This window comes from Haloactinopolyspora sp., from assembly GCF_027324685.1.
Classification (GTDB): domain Bacteria; phylum Actinomycetota; class Actinomycetes; order Jiangellales; family Jiangellaceae; genus Haloactinopolyspora.
The window spans coordinates 1-22844 of sequence record NZ_DAHVSH010000082.1; the positions used below are offsets into that span (position 1 = coordinate 1).

Annotated in this window: 23 protein-coding genes; 16 read left to right on the forward strand and 7 right to left on the reverse strand. The window is 67.5% G+C overall.

Features of this window, described 5'->3' with window-relative positions; translation table 11 throughout:
• Positions 1-248 precede the first annotated feature (248 nt).
• Positions 249-569, reverse strand: a complete 321-nt coding sequence (locus M6444_RS09140; RefSeq protein ID WP_298325888.1) for a type II toxin-antitoxin system RelE/ParE family toxin — start codon at positions 567-569, stop codon at positions 249-251.
• Between the two features lie 8 nt (positions 570-577).
• Positions 578-814: an addiction module protein gene (locus tag M6444_RS09145; RefSeq protein WP_298325889.1), complete on the reverse strand. Its 237-nt coding sequence runs from the start codon at positions 812-814 to the stop codon at positions 578-580.
• 412 nt (positions 815-1226) lie between these two features.
• Here M6444_RS09145 and M6444_RS09150 point away from each other — a divergent pair, with 412 nt between their 5' ends.
• The 14 genes from M6444_RS09150 (at position 1227) to M6444_RS09215 (ending at position 14916) form a co-directional block, all read left to right on the forward strand.
• Positions 1227-2300 (forward strand): queuosine salvage family protein, encoded by a 1074-nt coding sequence (locus M6444_RS09150; protein WP_298325892.1) that lies wholly within the window; start codon positions 1227-1229, stop codon positions 2298-2300.
• Between the two features lie 90 nt (positions 2301-2390).
• Complete coding sequence (locus M6444_RS09155; protein WP_298325894.1) at positions 2391-3374, forward strand: substrate-binding domain-containing protein; 984 nt, start codon at positions 2391-2393, stop codon at positions 3372-3374.
• Positions 3375-3431: 57 nt separating this feature from the next.
• On the forward strand, positions 3432-4151 hold the full coding sequence (locus M6444_RS09160; protein ID WP_363326294.1) for an ATP-binding cassette domain-containing protein: 720 nt from the start codon (positions 3432-3434) through the stop codon (positions 4149-4151).
• Complete coding sequence (locus M6444_RS09165; protein ID WP_298325900.1) at positions 4148-5158, forward strand: ABC transporter permease; 1011 nt, start codon at positions 4148-4150, stop codon at positions 5156-5158. Before M6444_RS09160 ends, M6444_RS09165 begins: the two co-directional genes overlap by 4 nt.
• Positions 5159-5172: 14 nt before the next feature.
• Positions 5173-6273 carry a hypothetical protein gene (locus M6444_RS09170; protein WP_298325902.1) on the forward strand — a complete coding sequence of 367 codons (1101 nt, stop codon included), beginning with the start codon at positions 5173-5175 and terminating at the stop codon, positions 6271-6273.
• Between the two features lie 54 nt (positions 6274-6327).
• Positions 6328-7038, forward strand: coding sequence for a GntR family transcriptional regulator (locus tag M6444_RS09175; protein ID WP_298325904.1), 711 nt, complete (start codon positions 6328-6330; stop codon positions 7036-7038).
• A gap of 3 nt (positions 7039-7041) precedes the next feature.
• Positions 7042-8181: a M20 family metallopeptidase gene (locus tag M6444_RS09180; RefSeq protein ID WP_298325907.1), complete on the forward strand. Its 1140-nt coding sequence runs from the start codon at positions 7042-7044 to the stop codon at positions 8179-8181.
• On the forward strand, positions 8178-8942 hold the full coding sequence (locus M6444_RS09185; RefSeq protein ID WP_298325910.1) for an MBL fold metallo-hydrolase: 765 nt from the start codon (positions 8178-8180) through the stop codon (positions 8940-8942). The genes M6444_RS09180 and M6444_RS09185 overlap by 4 nt, the downstream gene beginning before the upstream one ends.
• Positions 8943-9010: 68 nt before the next feature.
• Positions 9011-9994 (forward strand): phosphoglycerate dehydrogenase, encoded by a 984-nt coding sequence (locus tag M6444_RS09190; protein ID WP_298325913.1) that lies wholly within the window; start codon positions 9011-9013, stop codon positions 9992-9994.
• A gap of 6 nt (positions 9995-10000) precedes the next feature.
• Positions 10001-10789, forward strand: coding sequence for a TIM barrel protein (locus M6444_RS09195; protein ID WP_298325915.1), 789 nt, complete (start codon positions 10001-10003; stop codon positions 10787-10789).
• Entirely contained in the window at positions 10790-12739 is a 1950-nt protein-coding gene (gene otnK, locus M6444_RS09200; protein WP_298325917.1) for a 3-oxo-tetronate kinase, read from the forward strand. It abuts the gene before it with no gap.
• Positions 12736-13395 carry a class II aldolase/adducin family protein gene (locus M6444_RS09205; RefSeq protein ID WP_298325920.1) on the forward strand — a complete coding sequence of 220 codons (660 nt, stop codon included), beginning with the start codon at positions 12736-12738 and terminating at the stop codon, positions 13393-13395. Before otnK ends, M6444_RS09205 begins: the two co-directional genes overlap by 4 nt.
• Complete coding sequence (locus tag M6444_RS09210) at positions 13388-14089, forward strand: substrate-binding domain-containing protein (protein ID WP_298325923.1); 702 nt, start codon at positions 13388-13390, stop codon at positions 14087-14089. Before M6444_RS09205 ends, M6444_RS09210 begins: the two co-directional genes overlap by 8 nt.
• Before the next feature lie 41 nt (positions 14090-14130).
• Positions 14131-14916, forward strand: coding sequence for an NAD(P)-dependent oxidoreductase (locus M6444_RS09215; RefSeq protein ID WP_298325926.1), 786 nt, complete (start codon positions 14131-14133; stop codon positions 14914-14916).
• A gap of 22 nt (positions 14917-14938) precedes the next feature.
• Here M6444_RS09215 and M6444_RS09220 read toward each other — a convergent pair whose 3' ends face one another.
• Genes M6444_RS09220 through M6444_RS09230 form a run of 3 tightly spaced genes read right to left on the reverse strand, consistent with a single transcriptional unit; the run spans position 14939 to position 17574 of the window.
• Positions 14939-15451, reverse strand: coding sequence for a hypothetical protein (locus M6444_RS09220; RefSeq protein ID WP_298325928.1), 513 nt, complete (start codon positions 15449-15451; stop codon positions 14939-14941).
• Positions 15429-16889 carry a HAMP domain-containing sensor histidine kinase gene (locus M6444_RS09225; RefSeq protein ID WP_298325931.1) on the reverse strand — a complete coding sequence of 487 codons (1461 nt, stop codon included), beginning with the start codon at positions 16887-16889 and terminating at the stop codon, positions 15429-15431. Before M6444_RS09225 ends, M6444_RS09220 begins: the two co-directional genes overlap by 23 nt.
• Positions 16890-16893: 4 nt before the next feature.
• Positions 16894-17574, reverse strand: coding sequence for a response regulator transcription factor (locus M6444_RS09230; protein ID WP_298325933.1), 681 nt, complete (start codon positions 17572-17574; stop codon positions 16894-16896).
• Between the two features lie 114 nt (positions 17575-17688).
• On the opposite strand from M6444_RS09230, the gene M6444_RS09235 reads away from it, so the two are divergent.
• Positions 17689-18354: a polysaccharide deacetylase family protein gene (locus tag M6444_RS09235; RefSeq protein WP_298325936.1), complete on the forward strand. Its 666-nt coding sequence runs from the start codon at positions 17689-17691 to the stop codon at positions 18352-18354.
• 81 nt (positions 18355-18435) lie between these two features.
• On the opposite strand, the gene M6444_RS09240 is transcribed toward M6444_RS09235, so the two are convergent.
• Positions 18436-19959 carry an APC family permease gene (locus M6444_RS09240; RefSeq protein ID WP_298325939.1) on the reverse strand — a complete coding sequence of 508 codons (1524 nt, stop codon included), beginning with the start codon at positions 19957-19959 and terminating at the stop codon, positions 18436-18438.
• A 68-nt stretch (positions 19960-20027) separates the two neighbouring features.
• A complete protein-coding gene (locus M6444_RS09245; protein WP_298325942.1) occupies positions 20028-20654 on the reverse strand; it encodes a GPP34 family phosphoprotein in 627 nt (208 codons plus the stop codon).
• A 280-nt stretch (positions 20655-20934) separates the two neighbouring features.
• On the opposite strand from M6444_RS09245, the gene M6444_RS09250 reads away from it, so the two are divergent.
• Positions 20935-22844: primary-amine oxidase (locus M6444_RS09250; protein ID WP_363326295.1), on the forward strand; the 1910-nt coding region annotated here is incomplete at its 3' end.

The window sequence follows — 22844 nt, forward strand, 5'->3', positions numbered from 1 at the left end:
CGTGAGTGCGCCCGCAGCGCGTCACTCCGGCGTCCGCGACGAACGTCAGCCCTCTATGTTGGCGCCGCTCTGCGACCCGCCAGCCGCGAGCCTGGTCGCGTAGCTGCCGAACCTCGTCGTCGAAGATCTCCGGACCAGCGGTGTCCACAGCGCGTAAGAGGTGTTCGGTGTCGCGCTATTTGCGGTGCCGGCTCATCGGCCCGGCTCCTTCCGACGCTCTTGCAAGTACGTGCTACGTGCGGCAGCCGCTATTGTCCGCCCGTTCGGCTATGCCAGTAGTTCGGCTTGCGTCGCTCGTGGGCGAAGGCGAGGATCCGGATCGTGTCGTCGAGAACCAGGTAGACGACGCCGTACGGGAATCGCGGCACAGGCGCGCGGCGGACTGGGAGCTCCACCGCAACGTGAGACACGGGCGGAGCGCTGGCCGGCAAACGGTCGATGCGGGCGATGGCCGTGTCGACGGCGGCGAGGAAGTCCGCACCGAGGCCGGCGTGTTGCTTGTCGTACCAGCGGATGGCGTCCTCGAGCTCAGCGGAGGCTTCCGGCTCGATCCGTACCTGATGCTTCACCGGTGGGATCAGGTGTTCGGCGTGAGTCGTGCGCGGACATCACCCCACGACTCGCCGGCAGACTCGCCGGCCAGCACTCGACGTGCACGGCGCTCGATCTCGTGTGCCCAGGCATCCTCGACAGCCTGCCGATCGGTGTCGGCTGGCTCGTCGAGGCTGGCCAGCAGCTCGGCCGCGACGTCGGCACGGTCGTTGACCGGCAGCGCGAGTGCGGCGCGAAGAAGTTCCTCAGCCTGGCTGGTCATGGCCCCATTGTAGGCGTCAGCGCCACCTCACCGCAGTTCCAGCTCGGTCCGCAGGACGACGGTGGGGTGGGGTTCAAGTCCCCCTCGGACACTCACACCGTCGCATGTTCCACCGTGGAGCGTGCCTTCGGCGTCGACGCCATGCGGTCCCGGGCAGGAATCCGCCCGCCGTACTTTTACTCGCGAAACCCATCCGTCGCGGACCCATTGACGCGCCAGATCTCTATACTCTAGTTTATATATAATCTAGGAATCACAAGATCATCATTGGCAAGAGACGAGCCTTCTCCGATGTCACGGCACGCGTCGCTCGCGGCCGAGCCATCCAGAACCGCCCGTCCTTCTTGATCCAGCTCGCCGAGGAGGCTCAGTGAGTACGGGAATGATCACCAGGGCGGCGATGGCTGCTGCCGTGGACGACATCGTGGCCGGCGCGCAACACATCTCCATCAATGAAGAGCGGCTGAAGGCTCTGGCGCGCAGCGTGCAGACCTACTTCAGCAACCGCCCGGTGTCCGATCTCGACGGCAATGCGCTCAACCCGGCCGAGGCGCCGGTCGTCAACGATCGCGACACCCTCCAGTACTTCCTGATGCGCCGGGCCCAGAGTTTCGTCATCTGGCGGTGGACCGGCCAGGCCGATCCGGCGGTGGAGGCGTTCGACTGTCAGGTGAACGGTGAGCTCTTCACCGGTGAGCGCGCGGTCAACGCGTGCATCATGCGCGCGATCAAGGACGGGGTTCCCCTGTTGAACCCCGAGTATCTCCAATCCATGACGCTCGCCGACGTCGAGTCGATCTACCGCGACGAGCGTGGCGGGCCGCCCACGTATCAGCTGTTGGATCGCCGGCTCGAGAAGTTCCGGGAAGTCGGCACCGTGCTCGCCGAGCGCTATGAGGGCCACATGGCCAACCTGCTGCGCGAGGCAGACGGCTATCTGTTCCGGGCGGACGGGAAGGGCTCGATCCAGGCGCTCGTGCGCGAGTTCCCACTGAGCTACGGGGACTACCCCTTCGCCAAGCTCGCGGTGACGCTGATGACGGCGCTGTACAACCGTCGAGACCTGGATATCGAGAGCACCGAGGAGTATCTGCGGCTGACCCGGATCGAGGACCCGGAGAATCTGTTCGGGCCGACCGACTACTACATTCCGATGTTCCTGGTGCGTTGGGGTGTGTTCGATATCAGCGACGAATTCAGCGACCATCTGAAGAACCGGAAGCTGATCGATCAGGACGCACCGATGGAGCGAGAGTTCCGGGCGTGCACACTCCACGTTTTCGACCGTGTACGCGAGATCGCGGGCGTGTCCATGGCGGAATTGGACATCGAGTTCTGGTACCAGGGCGCCTTCAGGTGTCGGCCGTGTTCTCCCGCTGATGCCGATCCCGTGCCGTGCCCGCACCGTACCGAGTGTCTCGGCTGGAATCACGATCGTCCACGTATGGATCTGGGCTGGCCGCTCGTTTACACGCCGTTCTATTAAAGCTACGGACCGGCCAGACCTTGCCTCAAACCAAATATGGACTTCACCACGGCACCGGACCGCGCAGGTGCCCTTCAAGGGAGAAGGAGCATGGGGACATTCAATGCAGATCGATTGTTATCGGGTAAGCGCGTCGTCCTGGCGCTGACGACGCTGTCCGCTGTGGCCGCCTTGTCCAGCTGTGCGGCCACAGCTGATGACGGTGCCAGCCAGGCGGGGGAGAAGCCGAAGGTCGCCTTCGTCCAAGCGCACATGACCTCGACCTTCCGCACTCAGATGATCGAAGGCGTGGAAGAGGCCGCGGCCGAGCACGACGTGGACGTCGACGTCTACAACTCGAACAACGAGGTCATCAAACAGAACGAGGCGATGCAGAACTACGTCACCCGTGGCGTCGACGTCATCGCCGTCGCCGCGATCGAGTACGAGAGCGTGCTGCCCGCCGTGCGTTCCGCCGCAGGCAGTGACGTGAAGGTCATCGCCGTCGACATGCAGATCGACGACCCGGCGGTGCTGGCGCAGGTCGGGGTCGACAACCGCGCCGGCGGTGCCACGATGGGCGAGCTCGTCGCCCAGGACGCCGCGGAAAACCACCCCGAGGGCGCGACCGTCGGAATCGTCGGTGCCCTCAACTCCGAGATCCAGAATGCCCGGGCCGACGGCTTCAAGGAGGCCCTGGGCGGTCAGGTCGAGGTCGTGCAGACCGTCGACGGCCAGAACCGGCAAGAAAAGGCCGTCGACGAGGCGGAGAACCTGCTGACGGCATTCCCCGACCTCACCTACCTCTACGCCACCGGTGAGCCGGCGCTGATCGGCGCCTTGGCCGCCATCGAATCCCAAGGCAGGACCGACGTCCAGGTCTACGGCTGGGACCTTTCCGCCGAGGGGATCCGGGCGATCGACAGCGGCCTGGTCCAAGCCATTGCCAACCAACCCGCGAAACAGGAGGGCGTCCAGGCGATCGAGCTGGCGGCCAAACTCGCCCGCGGAGAAGAAGTCGAACGCGACAACATGCTGGAGATCGACGTGGTCACTCCGGAAAACATCGATGAATACCGCGAGGACTATTCCTGAGCAAGGAGGAGATCGAGCATGACTCCAGCGACCGCGGGTGCACCGCCCCGGATCAGCATGAAAGACATCTCCAAGTCCTACGGCATGGTCACCGCGTTGAACAAGGTCAACCTCGACGTGGGCGCCGGAGAAGTCGTCGGTATCGTCGGTGACAACGGTGCGGGCAAGTCCACGTTGATGAAGGTTCTCGCCGGTACCGTGACCCCAGGGTCGGGCGAGATCTGTATCGACGGCGAGCGACAAAACTTCACCGGTCCCCGAGATGCCAAGAACGTCGGCATCGAAATGGTCTACCAAGACCTCGCGCTCTGCGACGACATCGACGTGCCGGGCAACTTGTTCCTCGGGCGCGAACCCAAGCGATTGTTCGGCACCACGCTTGATTCGGCCACGATGCTCCGAGACGCTCGCGAACACCTGTCCAGGCTCAACATCAGGGTTCAGCACTACGGCATTCCGGTGCGAAATCTTTCGGGCGGGCAGCGGCAAGCCATCGCGATCGCACGGGCGCTGACGTTCAACCCGCGCATTCTCATCCTCGACGAACCGACCGCCGCCTTGGCGGTCGAACAGGTTCGCGACGTGCTGCGACTGATCAAGGAAACCGCGGCGCAGGGGGTAAGCGTGATCTTGATCACGCACCGGCTGCAGGACCTGTTCGAGGTCTGTGACCGGCTGTGCGTGATGTACGAGGGCTCGGTCGCGTCGAATCTGGACGCTCGAACCACCTCCCTCGAGGTGCTCGTGGAACACATCGTCGGAAGGGCAGCAGCATGACCATCGATGTCCAGACGCGGCCGGAGTCCGGGCCGGACATGCGAAGCCGCGTACGCATGGCCGTGGGACTGAACGTGGCGTTGTACGCCGTGCTCCTCTTCCTCGTAGCCCTGATCATCCTGTTCGCCGTCACCACGCCGGGCTTCATGACCGGCAACAACTGGCTGAACATCCTCGAGCAGACCGCGCCCCGTCTCGCGGCAGCTCTCGCCGTCACGTTCGTCATGACGTCCGGCGGAATCGACTTGTCGACGGGTTCGAACGTCGCCTTGAGCGGATCCATCCTCGCGCTGCTGATCGCCGACGGGGTCGGAGTCACCACGGCCGTGGTCGCGGTCCTCGTGATCGGCGCGGCCATCGGCGCGTTCCAGGGCTGGTTCGTGGCCTATCGCGGCGTGTTCGCTTTCATCGTGACTCTGGCCGGCTTCTACGGCTTACGCGGCGTGGCGCTGGTCCTGACCGACGGCTACTCGGTGGCCATCCCGACCGACGCGTGGATCATGACCCTGGGACGGGGATCGGTCCTGGGCATACCGATGGCGGTGCTGGTCGTGGCGGTCATGACCGTCTTCAGCTGGTACCTGTTCACCAGAACGACGTTCGGCCGGTACGTCGTCGCCGTCGGGTCGAACAAGGAATCGCTGCGGCGCTCCGGCGTCGACATCAAGCGGGTGCTGCTCAAGGTGTACATCTTCTCCGGCGTGTGCTCGGCCATCGCCGGGTTGATGCTCGCCTCCAGGTTGGCCTCCGGCTCGTCGAACACCGGCATGTTCTTCGAACTCGAGGTCATCACCGTGGTCGTCCTGGGCGGCACCGCGCTGTTCGGCGGTAGAGGGTCCATCGTCGGGACGGTCATCGGTGCCCTGGTCTTCGGCGTCATCCTCAACGGGATGGTTCTGATGGGTGTATCCGCCTTCTGGGTCCAGGTGGTCCAGGGCGCCATCCTGCTGGCCGCGGTGACAGCCAACGCGTGGCTGGACTCCAGGCATTCGATCCTCCGGGCGTGAGCGGGGGCCGGTCCATGTCCAGAGCAGATGCCGTGCCCGTCCAGTGCGTCGACAAGACAGTCCCGTCGGACCAGCTGGGGATGACGCTGTTCCACGAGCACGTCTTCACCGACAACCGCGCTCGTGCTCCGCAGCCCGAGGCATCGGATGAACGCGCATGGGATGTCTGGACCGCGCCGATGGAGGCGCAACTCGCAGCGCATCTACGGGCGAACCCGATGGCGTGCCTCGACAATTGCGTGCTCGAGCACACGGACGCGGCGATCGAGGAACTCGGATATCTGGTGCGCGCGGGCGGTCGCACGCTGGTCGAGCAGACGCCGATCGGTGGCGGCCGGCAGCTCTCGGCACTGGTGGACGTGGCTGCGGCCACGGGCCTGAACATCGTGGCTGGTACGGGCTTCTACATGGAGATCATGCATCCGCCGGAGTTGGCGGGGTTGTCGGTCGACGAGATCGCCGAACGCATGGTTGCCGACCTCACCGACGGTCACGACGGGGTCATCTGCGGTCTCATCGGCGAGATCGGCATCTCTGCGGAGTTCACCGCAGCCGAGGAACGCGTGCTGCGGGCGGCAGGACGGGCCCAGATCGGCACCGGTGTCCCCGTGTCGGTGCACCTACCCGGGTGGCACCGCTGGGGGCACCGGGTTCTGGACTGCCTCGCCGAGGAGGGAGTGCCGGCCAGTTCGGTCGTGCTCTCGCACATGAACCCCAGCGTCGACGACCACGCGTATCAGCTTTCCCTGGCCGAACGGGGCGCGTTCCTGTCCTTCGACATGGTGGGGATCGACTGGTACTTCTCCCACACCGGTTTCCAAGCCCCCTCGGATGTCGAGGTCGCAGCGGCGGTGCACCAGATCTGGGCGGCGGGGTACGGCGCGCAGATCCTGCTGTCGGGGGATACGTTTCTCAAGATCCAACTGCACCAGTACGGCGGGCCGGGCTACGACCACGTACCGGTACGGTTTCTTCCCCGGCTGGAGCGGTTGGGCATGGACGCCGACGCGGTGCGCGCCCTGCTGACGAGAAACCCGGGATCGGTGTTCGAGAGCGCTGCCCGGAACTACAGAGCCGGGCCGGCCCGAGTCAGGGGTGGTCGAGCAGCGGGATGAATGAGCCGGTAGCACCTGCGGTGCACCAACGGGGGAAGGCGATGAGGAGTTGACATGGCGCACTTGGACCAGCTGCCACTAGCCGACCACGTGTACGAAGCGTTGACGGTCGAGTTCATGAGCGGGGCCAGACCACCGGGTCAGCGGCTCAAGATCGACGCGATCGCCACGGACCTCGGGGTCAGCCATACACCCGTACGCGAGGCGCTCGCGCGACTGGAACAAACCGGATTCGTCGAGCGCCATGCACGTCGCGGATACGTGGTCGCACGTCTGCTGGACGCCTCCGAGATCGCGCAACTCATGGACGCGCGGCTGCTGATGGAGCCGACCATGGTGGAACTGGCGGTGCAGCGGCGAGACGCGAGGTTCCTCGAGAGCCTTCAATCCACGATCGACGCCATGACGCAGGCCGGCAACACGCCCGACGGTGGCGCGCTGGTCGAGTGCTGGATGGCCGACGAGGAATTCCACACGTTGATCGCCGAGCGATCCGGCAACCGATTCATGGCCCATGCTTACCGGTCACTCGGCGGCCAGCTCCAGCGCTTCCGGATCATCGGCGGCGCAGGCGTGTCGCACGCTCGGGCGGCCTGCCAGGAGCATCAACGAGTCTTCGAAGCGATCGCGGGTGGGTCACTGGCCACGGCGCGCGACGCCATGGCGACCCATCTGGAAAACGCCAAGAGCCGGGCACTCGACGACCTCAGTCTGGCCAGCGCCCGGTTGAATCGTCCGGCTGGCGAGTCAACGGGTGAGGGGTGAGCGGTGTTCACTCTTGACGACCCGATCGCGCTGACCGCCGAGCTGATCGGTATCGACACGTCGAACGGCGCGGAGGACGGGTGCACGGGGCCGCTGGCCCGCCAGCTCCAGCACGCCGGACTCGACGTCACGATGGTCGAGTCCGAGCCCGGCCGGACGAACCTGGTGGCCACGTGGCGCGGTGGCGGTGGGCTGGTGCTGAGCGCGCACGTGGACACGGTGCCGTTCACCGCCGCCGAATGGACCTATCCGCCGCTGTCGGGCACGGTGGTCGGCGATCGGATCTACGGGCGCGGTGCCAGCGACATGAAGGGCGGCTTGGCCGCGATGGTGGTCGCCGCGTGTCAGGCTGCCGGGGAAGGCGGGCCACCGTTCACGCTCCTGGTGACCATCGGCGAGGAGCTGGGGTGCCAGGGTGCAGATGACGTCGTGGGCCGAGGCGTGCTGGGAGAGTCCTCGGTGTTCGTCATCGGTGAATCGACCGGCAATGCGCTGCGGTTCGGCCACAAGGGAGCGACATGGCTGCGGCTCACCTGCCGGGGGCGTGCGGCCCACGGCTCACAGCCGGAGCTGGGCACGAACGCGGTCGTGCAGATGATGCGGGTGATTCAAGGCGTCTGTGCAGGCTTCGACTTCCCTGCGCACGAGCAGTTGGGAAAGGCGACCGTCAACGTCGGCACGTTCGCCGGGGGAGTGCAGCCCAACATCGTGCCCGACCTGGCGACTGCCGAGCTGGACTTCCGCACCGTCCCGGGGGTGGACGGTTCCGAGATTCGGATGTTCGTCCAGGACCACCAACCGGATGTCCTGCTCGATGAGCTACTCGACCTCTCCTACGTCTGGACCGATCCCATCAGCTCGCTGAGCCGGCAGCTGCGGCAGACGGTGGCCAGCGTGACCGGGGAAGCCGACACCGAGCCCGCGGGCGTGCCGTACTTCACCGACGGCTCGCTGCTGCGCCGCGTTCCCGGTTCGCATGTGTACATCTGCGGTCCCGGTGATCCGAGCGAGCCGCACACGGCGAACGAGTCCTGCTCGATCGCGGGCATCCATGAGGCCCAGGCGATCTACCGGCGCCTGATCGAGGACGCCGGCGACCTCGCGCGCCGAGCGGCTGATGACGTGAGAGGTGATCAAGCATGACCGGTGCGTCGGCGTACTCCGTCGTTCCGATCGTGGACGGGTTCCCGGGTAAATCCGCCTCCCACGGCGCGTTCGGATGGAGCAGTGTGTACCTGCTGCTGGGTCATGGGCGAGTGGTCCTCGTCGAGACCGGGCCACCGGCCTACATCCCGTTGTTGAGTGCGGGCCTGGCCCGTCAGGGTCTGGAACCTGTGGACGTCACCGATGTCTTGCTCACCCACGCGCACTGGGACCACGTGAGCAACATCATGATGTTCCCGCACGCACGCGTGTGGATGGGCGAACGTGAGCTGTCCTGGGCGCGGTCACTGCCGGGCGACGCGCCGTTCATGTCGAGGCTGCACATCGACGAGCTGCACGACCGAGGCGACGCCCTCGGGAGAGTGACCGACGGCGACGAGATCCTGCCCGGAGTGACGGTCCTCGCGACGCCGGGACACACGCCCGGGCACGTCGGCTATGCCGTTGAGTCGACGCCGCAGCCAGTGATCTTCGCCGGCGACGCGGTGAAGAACCTGTACGAGATCACCACCTTCGACGTCGACTCCACACTCGACGCGCAGGCCAGCCGCGCCAGCATCGAACGCCTCCGGGAGCATATGCGCACGACCGGCGCGATTCTCGTACCCGGGCACGACGTGCCCTTGACGCTCACCGCGGACACGTTCGCACGCACCAGGCAACAGACCGCGGACATCTGCTTCTTCGCCACGGCCGACGGCGGCGCACAGGATCGGTCGATCACCGACGGCGGCACCTGATGCGCCCGCCGGAGTTCAGCGCTCGGCCTGGCGGCCAGCACAGAGACGACAGAGGAAGTAGGAGCACTGTGGCGCAACACCGCGTACTGATCACGACGAGCTATCTGGAGCCCGGCGACGAGGTTCATCGTCTGCTGACCGACTCGCAGTACGCGGTCACCTACTCGCGGCCACAGGACAGGCGCTCACCCGACGGCCTGGCCGCCGCGCTCGCCGACACCGACGCGGTGATCGCCGGTACCGAACCGCTGACCGCCGATCTCATCAAAGGCGCGACATCGCTGCGGATCATCGCCCGCACCGGCGTCGGATACGACAACATCGACGTGGACGCGGCCGCCCGGCGCGGCGTCGTCGTGTGTACGACACCGGGGGTGAACCGGCAGTCCGTGGCGGAGCTGACCATCGGCCTGATGCTCGACCGCGCTCGTGGCATCGCGACCTCGTCTGCCGGTGTGCGGGCAGGCACCTGGGTGCAGACCAGCGGTCGGGAGCTGTCCGGTTCGACCCTCGGGATCGTCGGCCTGGGCGCGATCGGCAAGAAGGTCGCTGCGGTGGCCATCGCCCTGGGCATGACGGTGGTGGCGCACGACCCCGCGCTGGATACGGAGTTCGCGGCGGCCCACGGTGTCCGACCATGTACTCTGCCGGAATTGCTCGAACAGTCCGACTTCGTGACGCTGCACATCGCATTGAGCCCCCAGACCTATCGGCTGATCGACCGGGATGCGCTGGCGTTGATGAAGCCGAGTGCACACCTGATCAACACCGCTCGTGGTGGCGTGGTCGACGAGGAAGCGCTGGCCGAGGCGCTGCAGGCCGGTCAGCTCGGCGGAGCCGCGTTGGACGTGCTCGAGTCCGAGCCGTTGCCGGCGACACATCCGTTGCGTGAGGTGCCGAACCTGTTGATCACCCCCCACATCGGTGCAGCCACCGTGCAGGCGAGGTCCCGGTCGGGGCGGCTTGCTGCTGCTCAAGTGATCCAGTTCCTCAGCGGGAAAGCCCCGGATCACCCGGTGGCCGAGGCGTCCGGCCAGCGAGTCCGGAGTTGAGCGGCGATGTCTGAGCCTGACCTGAAGTTCGCCGCCAACCTGCGGTGGCTGTTCCCTGACCTGCCCTTGGACCGCAGCATCCCGGCGGCAGCCGAGGAGGGCTTCCGCGGGGTGGAGATTCCTGCACCGTACGAGCACCCACCACAGCAGCTGCGTCGCCTGCTCGACGGCGCGGGTGTGGCGGCGGTGCTGCTCAACACGCCCCAGGGACCGGCCGGGTCGCCGACTGCCAACGGTGCGGCCTGTCTGCCCGGCTACGGCCCGCAGTTCCGCAGCGGCGTGGAACGCGGCCTCGAGTACGCCGAGGCGCTGGGGTGCCCTCGACTGCACGTCGTCGCTGGGCGCAGGCCGACGGAGGTGAGCCGTGAGCGTGCCTTCGCTCATTACGTGCACAACATCGGCTGGGCGGCCGAGCGTGCCCGTGCCACCGGGGTGCGACTGGTGGTGGAAATGCAGAACCAACGGGACGTGCCAGGTTTCGTCGTCGAATCGCAGGCCGCCGCGGCCGCAGTCGCCGAGGCGGTGGGTGAGCCCGTCCGGCTGCTGTTCGACGTCTATCACACCCAGGTGACCGAGGGGGACGTGGTGCGCACCTTCGACGCGGTCCTTCCTCTCATCGAACACATCCAGATCGGAGACGCGCCGACACGCGGTGAGCCGGGCACGGGCGAGCTGTCGTGGTCCTTCGTCTTCGGTCACATCCGCCGTTCTGGTTACACCGGCTGGCTCGGTTGTGAGTTCCGGCCCGACCAGAGCGCCGCAGGTGTGCTGACCCGGTTGAGCGAGTTGATCTGAATGACACGATCTGAGTACCTGGTGGCGCTGATCAGTGCCACACCGGTCGCGATTCCCCCTGCCTTTGACGCGATGGCCGAGCAGTTTCCCGAGGCCGAGGTCTGGAATCTGCTGGACGACCGGCTGCTGCGCGACGCCGCGGACGCCGGAGGGCTCACCGAGCCACTGCACCAGCGGATGCGACGCCTCATCGCCCACGCCGTCGATGCCGGCGCTGATGCCGTCCTCCTGACGTGCTCGATGTACGGGCCGGTGGTGCAGCAGGCAGCAGCCTCGGTGCCCGTCCTGGCCCCGGATGACGCCGCGTTCGAGGCGGCGGCGACCGGCGGCTACTCCAGGGTGCTCGTCGTCGCGTCGCTGGACTCCGCCCTGGCTGACTCGGTCGACCGGTTCACCCAGCGGATCGAGGCCGGCCCGGACCATGTGGAGGTCCGCGGGCTGGTCGTGCCGACGGCGTTGGACGCCGAGGGTCCGACTGAGCTCGCCGAGGCACTGATCACGGCGTGCCAGGGTGCGGCGGACGACGCGGACGCGGTGCTGCTGGCGCAGTTCTCTCTCGCCCCGGCCCAACAGGCGCTGGCCGACGCACTCGGCAAGCCGGTCATCGCCGGTCCACACAGCGCAGCCGCCGCGCTTCGAGAAACCCTCACCCAGCGCCCGCAGCGTGCACCTGTCGGCGCCATCGCCGACGACTACACCGGCGCCACCGACGTCGCGCTGGCCTTCCGGGCAGCCGGGCTGCGCACCGTGCTGTTCTTCGGTAGTCCCTCGGCCGACGTCGAGTTGCCGCCGCACGACGCCGTGGTGATCGCCCTGAAGTCCCGGACCGTAGCGGCTGCCGAGGCCGTGGAGGTGAGTCTGAAGGCGCGCGAGTGGCTGGCTGCTGCCGGGGTGGGGCAGGTGTACTTCAAGTACTGCTCGACCTTCGACTCCACCCCGAGGGGCAACATCGGCCCGGTCATGGACGCACTCGCGGCCGCGACCGGCGCGACCTCGGTGATCACGACACCGAGCTCGCCGGAGCACCGGCGCACGGTGTACGCGGGGCAGTTGTTCGTGGACGGGATACCGCTCGCGGAGTCCCACATGGCGCATCACCCGCTCACACCGATGACGGACTCCTCCGTGCAGCGGTTGCTCGCAGCACAGACCGGCCACCGCGTCGAGCCCCTGCCGTTGGCGACCGTGCGCGAGGGCGTGGCGGCCGTACGTCGCGCGGTCCACGAGGCCCGTGAACACCCGACGGTCTATTTCGTCGCCGACGCGGTGGAACCGTCCGACCTCGACGTCGTGGCCGCAGCCGTGATCGATGAGCCGTTGGTCGCTGGTGCCGCCGGGCTGGCCGGTGCGGTGGCACGGCTGCACGGCAACCAGCGCGGACGACCGGATGGCGAGGCCTCGGTGGCCGACCCGGTGGGATCGGTGCATGCCGCGGTGTTGTCCGGCAGTTGCTCAGCGCGCACACTCGAGCAGATCGCCGACTTCACATCCCGGGGCAACCCGAGCTTTCGGTTGGACGCGCTGAGCACGCCGAGCGCTGAGAAATTGGCCGAGGGCGCCTTGGACTGGATCGACGGGTTGCCCGCAGGGTCCACCCCGTTGGTGTACTCCTCGCTACCGGCGCCGGAACTCCGCCAGGTGCAACAGCAGCTCGGGGCCGCCGAGTCGGCCGAGCTGCTCGAATCTGCCATGTCGCTGATCGCCACCGGCCTGGCGCGTCGAGGGTTTCGTCGCATCGTCTCGGCCGGCGGCGAGACGTCCGGCGCGATCGTGGAGGCGCTGCAGATCCGCGGTGTGGAGGTGGGCGCCGACGTCGCGCCCGGGGTGCCGTGGGTGTACACCATCGGCGCCGAGCCGCTCGCACTGCTGCTCAAGTCAGGGAACTTCGGTGACGTCTCCTTGTTCTCGCGAGCCCTCGACCCGGACCAGCACTGGGGGGTGCAGGCATGACAGCGTCCAGCGCTTCCCGCGAAGAACTGGTGCGTGCCGCGCGAGCGGTAGCTGCGCGCCAGCTGTCCCACGGCACCACCGGAAACGTCTCGTTGCGGGCTGGGGACTCGATCGTGATCACCCCCACCAGATGCGAGCTGAGCTCGGTCCAGCCGGACGAGTTGGCCGTGCTCGACCTGGCGGGGAAGCCGCGCACCGACGCCGTCCCGTCGAAGGAAGCGTTCCTGCATACCGCGGTCTACCGCAGCCGTCCGCAGGCTCGAGCGATCGTGCACACCCATTCCCTGCACGCCACCGCCGTCTCCTGCCTGGCCGATCTCGCTCCGGAGGATGCGCTGCCGCCGTTGACCGCGTACTACGCCATGCGGGTGGAAGCCCTGCCCGTGGTGGACTACTGCGCTCCAGGTGACCAGCGGCTGGCCGACCTCGCCGGGAAGGTGGCCGCCACGAACGCCGCGATGCTGCTGCGCAACCACGGCCCGGTCGTGGCGGCCGACACGCCGGCCGCGGCGGTGGACGTGGCCGAGGAGATCGAGCAGACCGCACGACTCTTCCTGCTGCTGCGGGGACAGGACATGGCGCCCCTGAGCCAGGACGAGCGGCGACGGCTGTTCACCCGCTCGAACGACAGAGAAAGGAACAGCCAGCATGGGTGAGTCCGTGTCCCTGTTCAGCGGTCTGGCCGTCAAGGGCGTGCTGGAACAGAGCATCCTGCCGGCCTTCACCACCTCGGCCGGCTGTCTCGTCGAGACGACGTTCGAACCCACGAAGGTGCTCAAAGGGTTGATCGCCGACGGCGCCCGGCCCGACGTCCTGCTGGGCGTGGGGAGCGAGGTCCAGCAACTCGCCGACGACGGGGTGCTCGACCCGAACAGCGTCACGCCACTGGTGCGTTCGGGGATCGGCGTGGCGGTGCCCGCATCGGCTACGCCGCCCAGCATCGGCACCGTCGACGACCTGGTTGCGGCGATTCGTGGCGCCAGGTCCGTGGCGTACTCGCGCACCGGGGCCAGCGGGGTGCACTTCGCTCAGTTGCTCGACCGGCTCGGGATCGCCGAGGAAGTCAATGCGCGAGCTCGCATCCTCGACGGCGGATTCACCGCGGAGGCGCTGTTGGACGGTAGCGCCGACCTGGCGGTTCAACAGGTGATCGAACTGGCCGCGGTGGACGGCGTCCAGATCGTCGGTCCGCTTCCGGCCGACGCCCAGCACTATGTGGAGCTGTGGGCCGGCGCCTCGGTCGGTGCTGTGCCACAGGCGTCGGCGCTCGTGGCGTTCCTGAGCTGCCCGCTGGCTGTCGAAGCCTACGAGGCGGCCGGGCTGATCATGATCGGCGAGCGGTCCGCCTGAGTCGCGGTCGTACCGGAATCTTTGACATCGAAGGAGACGTGATGACCAGCCTGCTGCTCACCGGCGCGGCCGGGCGCATGGCCCAGCCCCTGCGGCCCGCGCTGGCCGACGATTTCGACCTGGTGCGCCTGTTCTCCCGCTCCGCGCTCGACTCCGTCAGCCCGCGTGAGGAAGTGGCGCTGGGCGATCTCGAGGACCTGGCGGCGCTGGAGCGGGCCAGTGAGGGTGTCGACGTAGTGGTGCACCTGGGCGGCAAGGCCGACGAGGCACCGTTCGACGAGATCCTCTCGGCCAACATCGTCGGCACGCACAACGTGTTCGAGGCGGCCCGCCGGGCCGGGGTCCGGCGGGTGGTGTATGCCAGCTCCCATCACGTCACCGGCTTTCATCCGGTGAGCCAGATGGTGGGCGTGCACTCGGACGTGCGCCCGGACACCTACTACGGCGTCAGCAAAGTGTTCGGTGAGGCGCTCGGCCGGCTGTATCACGACAAGTGGGGTCTGGAGGTCGTGTGCCTGCGTATCGGCGTGTGCCGGCAGGAGCCGGAGAACTCCGACCAGCTGCGCACGTGGCTCAGCGTGCCGGACAGCATCCGTCTCGTGCGGGCCGCCGCGCTCAACGACGTGCCCGGCGGCTTCATCACCGTCTACGGGGTGTCCGACAACACGAACCGGTTCTGGGACGACGGACCGGGGCAGCGCCTCGGATTCGTCCCGAAAGACAGCGCTGACGCCTTCGCTGACCGGTTCGGCGGCGTGCAGCCGTTCTCGACGACATGGCAGGGCGGCGCCTTCACCAAGCCCGATTACCAAGGCGGAACCTGGTGAGGACAGGGCCGACCCGCCTGCGTCAACCCACGACGGGGCAGGCGTGATCGAAGTCTTCTCCGGAGGTCAGCCTGACCGAGATCTCGACACTGTCGGTCGGTCGCCCGGAGGAGGCGACGACGGCGGCAGCGGTACAGATGACCTGGTCGATACCGGTCCGGGTGGTCTCGGCGCTGGCGTAGGGCAGGCGAATCGTCACGTAGTTCCCGGCATCCTCGACCACCGGCCCGGTGGTCACGACCGGGACGTCGCTGTGCAGGCCTGCTGCCTGCTCGGTTCTGGAGATGCCGGATATCAGCAGCTGGACGGCTCCGCCGATCGAGCCGAGCCGGCCGGTCTCGCGGATGCTGGGCTGGAGTTGACCCTCGGCGTCGACGAAGTACAGCGTCGTACCTTCGGCAAGTCCGGTGGGTGCCTCGCCGCCGTCCTCGACATCGCTCGGCTCGACGCCACAGCCGCCGGCCACGACGGCGATGGCCGTGACGACGGCGGCGGTCGCGTGACCGAACGTCCTACGCGTGCGCATCGTGGACATCTGTCTCGGGTTCCTCGTTCAGCCGGCGGGGGAGCAGGAGCACGAACTGCGCGCCGGCGTGGTCGATGTCGTGCGCGCGGACGTCGCCACCGTGCAGCATGGCGTTGGCCTTGGTGATCGCCAGCCCGAGTCCGCTGCCGGACGACCCGGTGCGCGCCGAGTCGGCTTTGTAGAAGCGGGTGAACAGCCGCTCGGTGTCGGTGTCGGGTAGGCCGGGGCCGTGATCGGTCACGACGATCACCACGTCGTCGGTCTGCGCGCGCACCTCGACCGAGACCGGCAGGTCACCGTGGCGCAGCGCGTTGCCGACGAGGTTGGCGACGGCGACGTCCAGCCGGTGCACGTCGACCCGGGCGAGCACCGGACCCGTGGGTGCGAATGCGACCTCGTCACTCCAGCCCCTGGTGCGCAGTGTGTCGGCGACCGCGTGCGCGACGTCGATCTCCTCGAGCCGCAGCTCGACGGCGCCGGCGTCCAGCCGGGAGATCTCCAGCAGGTCCTCGGCCAACCGGGCCAGCTTGCGAGTGCGCTCGACGGCCATGGCGGCCATCTCCTGGTCCTCCGGCGACCAGCTGCGTGCATCGGCTTCGAGCATCTCCATGATCGAGATGAGCGCCATGAGCGGCGTGCGCAGCTCATGCGAGACGTCGCCGACGAAGCGCCGGGCCTCGGCTTCCTGGTGTCGCAGCTCGTCGACGGAACGCTCCAGGGCAGCTGCGGTCTGGTTGAACGTGTGGGCCAGATCGGCCAGCTCGTCGCGGCCAGAGGGCTCGAGGCGAGTACTGAGATTCCCCGCCGCCAGTTGGTTCGCACTGTCGCCGAGGCGCCGGATCGGGCGCAGGACGCTGCGGGAGACGAACAGCGCCGAGACGATCGCCAATGGCAGCGCTGCGGCGATGGTCAACGCGACGATGCGGGTCCAGCGGTCGAGTTGTGCCTGGGCGGGCGACAGGTCCTCCACCACGTAGACCTCGACCCCGGATTCGCTGCGCCGGCCGTCGATACCGGTGCGCATGATCGGCGTGGCCATGACGAGCTTGGGTCCGGACTCGCCGACGACCCGCTGTACGGCGAACCGGTCCTGCTCCACGACGGCAGTGCGCAGATTGTCGCTGATCAGGCCCAAAGCGCTACCGGAGGCGGAGGTGAGCTCCTCGTAGGTGACCATCACGTCGTCACCGAGCGAGGATCGAAGGCGGTCGAGAGCCTGCTGATCTGGTGGGTAGCTCATGTCCGGCGCCAATCGGGTGATCCGATCGCGTACGGAATCGACGGCACGGCGTTGTGTCTCGTCGATGAGCGATCCGCGTGCGGCGACGTAACCGGCCCCGGATGCGGCGGTGGCCGCGATCATCGCGACGGCCACGAAGGTCAGGACGAAGCGAGTCCGCAAACCGGTGGGCCACCAACTGATCTTGGGCCAGGCGATGCGGTTCACACCCTCACACCGGGCCGAACCGGTAGCCGAAGCCCCGCACGGTCTGGATGTACGCCGGGGCGGTGGTGTCCGGCTCGATCTTGGCGCGCAATCGCTGCACGCCGTTGTCCACCAGGCGCGAGTCGCCGAGATAGCTGTGCTCCCACACCGACTCCAGCAGCTGCTGCCTGCTGAGTACCTGGCCGGGGGATCGGGACAACTCCAGCAACAGCCGCAGCTCGGTGGGGGTCAACGCCACGGCCCGCCCCGCCCTGGTCACTGTCATCGCTGCGCGATCGATGACGAGCTCGCCGTAGGTTGCCGTGGGCTGTGGGGATCGATCCGGCGTCCCGCGCCGGAGCACGGCACGGATACGCGCGTCCATGACCCGCGGCTCGACGGGCTTGACGACGTAGTCGTCCGCGCCTGCCTCCAGGCCGCCGACGACGTCGATGTCGTCGCCGCGGGCGGTGAGCATGATGATCGGCACGGTGGCGCTCGTGCGGATCTGGCGGCACACGTCGAAGCCGTCGGTCCCGGGCAGCATGACGTCGAGGATGACGAGTTCGGGCCCCCGGTCGCGGAATGCCTGCAGGCCCAGCGGGCCGGTCGAGGCGGTGGCCACGTCGTGCCCGTATCGGCCGAGAGCCTTGGCCAGGCTGATGCGGACCGAGTCGTCGTCCTCGACCAACAGCAGGTGCGCCATGGCGTCCAGTATCGAGTGCGACCTGACCACGAGTCACGCGTTCGCAGAAGTCTGCGACACGGTTGCGACACCGGTGCGACGCGACGGCGACGGCGCGGTCCCAGCGTCGTTCTCATGTTGCGAACTCGACGCTTGTTGACTGCTGCCATCGTGACCGTGGTGCTGGCCATCGGGGGGTGTTTCGCGCACAGTGCGCTCGGTGCCTCGTCGACGTCCGGTCCCGGAGGGAAGGTGCTGTATCTGACGTTCGACGACGGGCCGGGGGACGAGACCGTCGAAATCCTCGACCTGCTGCGCGAGTACGACGCCAAGGCCGTGTTCTTCGCGCTGGGCGACAACCTGGCTCATGACGGCGACGTCGCACGCCGGATCGTGGCCGAAGGTCACGCTCTGGCCAACCACACGTGGAACCACCGGAATCTCACCGGCCTCGACGACGCCGGCTGGGACCAGGAGGTCGGCGAGACCGCGGGCCTGCTGGGTCAGCTGGGCTCGGACAGCCGGTGTGTGCGCCCACCGTTCGGCGCTACCGACGACGACGTGGCCGCGAAGCTGGCCGCGGCCGACCTGACCGAAGTGCTGTGGAACGTCGACACCCAGGACTGGACCGCACCGGGGGCCGACGTCATCGTCGACCATCTGCTGCAGGCGCGCAGCGGAGATGTCGTGCTCATGCACGACGGCGGTGGCGATCGGACCCAGACGGTCCAGGCCCTGCGCGAGGCCCTGCCGAAGCTCGCTGAACAGGGATACACCTTCGAAATCGTTCCGGATTGCTGAAACACCGGCTAGCGATCGGACCGGCCTGGTGGCGTCCCGAACTGGCGCCACCAGGCCGTCGACGTCGACTAGTCGCGCCGGCTACCGGATGGACTGCTGATCCGGCTGGCCGACCTCGTCGTCGAGGTTCACGACCGACATGCCGGTCGCAGCGTTTGCGCCGCGCCCGATGGCCTCGTAGACGTCGGGTCGCGAGGTCTTGAGGTACCGGGCCCACACGACCCCGATGGCGGCGAACACGACGAAGATGCCCGGCAGGATCCAGCGTTGCGGCGCATCGGGCGCGACACCGAGCATGATGTCGTAGTTCGCGAGCGCGACGGCGAGCACCACGATCAGCAGCGCCGCGGCGATGACCGGCGCGACCACTCGCCGCACGGCGTTCTCGCCGGACGGCTGCCGGGCGAAGAAGGTGATCACCCCAAGGGAAGTGAGCGTGACCAGCGTCAGCACACCGAAACCGCCGGTCGTGCCGAGGTAGAAGAACAGCTCGATGAGCGGGTCGAGGCCCAACGCGGCGTAGATCACGATGACCGCCAGACCGAACACGCTCTGCAAGACCGAGGCCACCACCGGGGCGCCGGACTGCGGCGACGTGCGCCCGAGGGCATGGGGCAGCACCCGCTCGCGGCCCAGAGCGAAGCCGTACCGGGCGCTGGTGTTGTGGAACGAGATCATGGCGGCGAGAACGGACGTGATGAACAGCGCATGCCCGATGTCCACCCAAGTGCTGCCGAGCGTGGAGTCGGCGAGGACGAAGATGGTCTCGTTCGCGTACTGCTGCGAGAAGCCGACGATCTGGTCGGGACCGGTGGCGACGGACATGGACCAGGACGCGAGCAGGTACACGGCGCCGACGATCGCGATGGAGGTGAACGTGGCCATCGGGACCGTACGACGGGGGTTACGCGACTCCTCGGAGTACACCACGGATGCTTCGAAGCCGACGAAGCCGAGGACCGCCAGGGCGAGGATGGCCCCGGCGCCAGTCTCGAACAGGTTGCTCACGGCCAGGGTGTCGAACGTGACCTCGTCGCCGGCGGGGTTGCCCAAGCTGGCGATCGAGTAGACGAGGATGATCGCGATCTCGCTGAGCAGCAGCACAGCCAGGACCTTGCCGTTGACGTCGACCCGCAACACACCCAGCACGGCGACGATGGCCCAGGCGGCCAGCGCGATGATCCACCAGTCGATGGTGATGCCGAACCACTGGTCCAGTTGCGGTGCCGCGGCCACGCCGATGATGCCGTACAGCCCGACTTGCAGCAGGTTGTAGGCGATCAGGGCCATGTAGGCCGCTGCGACCCCGGCCGGCCGGCCGAGGCCGTGGGTGACATAGGTGTAGAAGGCGCCGGCGTTGGTGATGTGGCGCGACATGGCGACGTAGCCGACGCTGAACAGGGCGAGCAAGGCGGCGATGGCGACGAAGGCGATCGGTAGACCGATGATGCCGGTGACGGCGAACCCGGTGGTCACGACTCCGGCAACCACCGTGAGCGGTGTCGCGGCGCTGAGCACGAAGAAGACGACCGAAGGGACGCCGAGACGACTGTGCGCGAGTGTTCGAGAGACACTGTCGGCGCCCAATCTACTCGAATGGGACATATCAAAGGACTCCTTTGTACCTCGGGGACGTGCGTCTGGCGGGTTGGAGGAGCTCTATTCGAAAAACTTCACTTGTGTGGGCTCAAGGTGGCGTCACCCACGGCCGCCTCGGTGTTGGCGAGGACTTCGCGTAGCGACATCGGCAAGGACGCTACGGCTGCGGAGATGTGGCGCATGGTCACGGCGTCGCCGTCCCACCACACCTGGCGGGTGAAACCGGTGACGGCGATCAGCCCGGCCAGCATGGCGTCCTGAAAGTCCAGCGGGTCGCCCCGCCCGACGCGCCCGTACAGCCGGTCTGCCGGCCAGGCCGCCACCTTCGGATCGGTCGGAAGGTAACGCACGCTGGTGCCGAACAGGCGCCGCGACTTGCTCGGCTCGATCTCGCCGGCGCGGGTGAGCCGGACGGCCACCCGCTCGACGGCTCCTTGGGCCAGGTAGGCCAGCCACGTGCGAAGCGAACGATTGTGCTGGTCAGCGTCCAACTGGCGAAGAATCCGGTAGGCCAGGTCGTCTTGCGGAGCCTCGGCGCCGGTGATCGACAAGGTCCCGGAGGCCACGTGCAGGTTCCGGCTGAGGATCAACTCGCCCAGCAGTGCCCCGGCAAGGCCCAGGCCGGCAGCCCGGGCGTGCAGTCGCAGCTTTCCGTTCCCGACATCATGGATGATGAAAAAGAACTCGTCTGCCAGTTGCACCCAGGTCACACCCCCATTTGCCGCGCGCCGAAAGCATGCACAACGGCCATTGCGTCAGGCGGACACAGCCCACGCTGCTGGCAGACCGGGTGCGGTTCTCGCGGTGCCGCGATCCGATTCACGCGGGGTAGTTTGCCGACAGGCGAGGTAGAAGACAACGTTACTGACCGGTAAGTATTGGTGGTCAGATGACTTCTGGGTGCTCTTTGAGTCTTGACGGCGAACCGCCGACGCCGGAAAGCTGTGCCGAGTGGTCGCACCCCCCGTGCGACCGGCGCGTATGGAGGTAGAGCTCGACGTGACCGTCACTCCGGTGCGAACACATCCGCTGCAACGCCTTTCCGCTGCTGAAATCGACGCGGCCCGCTCGCTGTTCGATCGCCACGGCCTGCTGGCGCCCACGACCAGGTTCGCCCTGCTCGGACTGGAAGAACCGGAAAAGCACGTGGTGCTCGGATACTCCGACGGTGACCCGGTCGACCGTCGCGTCAGGGCGGTGCTCCTCGACGCCGCGACCGGGGCCGCACGCGCGGTGGTGGCGTCGCTGACCCGGCAGGCCATCGACTCCGACGTCGAGATCGATCCGGTGACCGAGGGGCAGCCGGCGATCCTGGACGAGGAGATGGAGACTGTCGACCAGATCGTCAAGGCCGACCCGGCCTGGCGTGAGGCGATGGCCCGCCGCGGTATCACCGACCTCGACCTGGTGCGAGCGTGTCCGCTGTCCGCGGGCAACTTCGGCCTGGACGTGGAGAAAGGGCGGCGGGTCCTGCACGTGCTGTCGTTCCAGCAGCATCGCGAAGAGGACCACCCCTGGGCCCATCCGATCGACGGCGTGGTCGCCTACGTCGACGTGATCGAGCGCAGCGTCATCGAACTCATCGACCACGAGGTCATGCCGGTACCGGAGGAGGAAGGCAACTTCGACGACCCGGCCTATACCGGCCCGCCGCGCACGACACTGAAGCCCATCGAGATCACCCAACCCGAAGGCCCGAGCTTCTCGGTCGACGATGACGTCGTGACATGGGAGAACTGGCGCTTCCGGGTCGGGTTCGACCCGCGCGAGGGGTTGGTCCTGCACCAGGTGTCCATCCTCGACGGCGACACCGTACGCCCGGTGATCTACCGAGCGTCGATGGCCGAGATGGTGGTGCCCTACGGCGACCCCAGCCCGGTCCGGTTCTGGCAGAGCTACTTCGACGCGGGCGAGTATCTGCTCGGGCAGCAAGTGAACTCGCTGGTGAACGGGTGTGACTGCCTCGGTGAGATTCACTATTTCGACGCCGTGCTCGCCGATGCCGACGGTCATCCACGCGAAGTACCCAACGCGATCTGCATGCACGAAGAGGACTTCGGGGTGCTCTGGAAGCACACCGACATCTTCACCGGGTCGAAGGAGACTCGCCGGCAGCGCCGACTGGTCATCTCATTCTTTGTCACCGTCGGTGTGTACGACTACGGCTTCTACTGGTACCTGTATCTCGACGGGACGATCGAACTCGAGGTGAAGGCGACCGGGGTGGTGTTCACCTCGGCCTATCGCGAGGGCAGCCAGTACGCTTCCGAGGTCGCCCCGGGCCTCGGCGCGCCCTACCACCAGCACCTCTACTGCGCCCGGTTGGACATGATGGTCGACGGGCCGATCAACAACGTCGACGAGCTCGAAGTGCAGCGCGTGCCGGTGGGCCCGGACAACCCGCACGGCAACGCGTTCACCCGGCGAGTGACGCGGCTGCGTACGGAGTCCGAAGCAGCCCGCACCGCCGATCCCACCGCGGGCCGGACCTGGCGGATCTCCAACCCCGACCGAACCAACCGGCTGGGCCAGCAGGTCGCCTACGAGCTACGGCCCGAAGGCCGCCCACTGCTGCTGGCGGACCCGACCTCGGCCACCGCACGCCGAGCGGGCTTCGCGACGAAGTCGCTGTGGGTCACGCCGTACGACCACGACCAGCGCCACCCTGCAGGCGACCTGGTCAACCAGCACCCCGGCAACGGCGGACTACCCACCTACACCGCCGGCGACCGGTCCGTCGAGAACGGCGACATCGTCGTGTGGCACACCTTCGGCGCCGTGCACTATCCCCGGCCCGAGGACTGGCCGGTCATGCCGGTGGAGTACTGCGGGTTCACGTTGCGACCGGTGGGCTTCTTCGACCGCAATCCGACGCTGGACGTGCCGGTCAG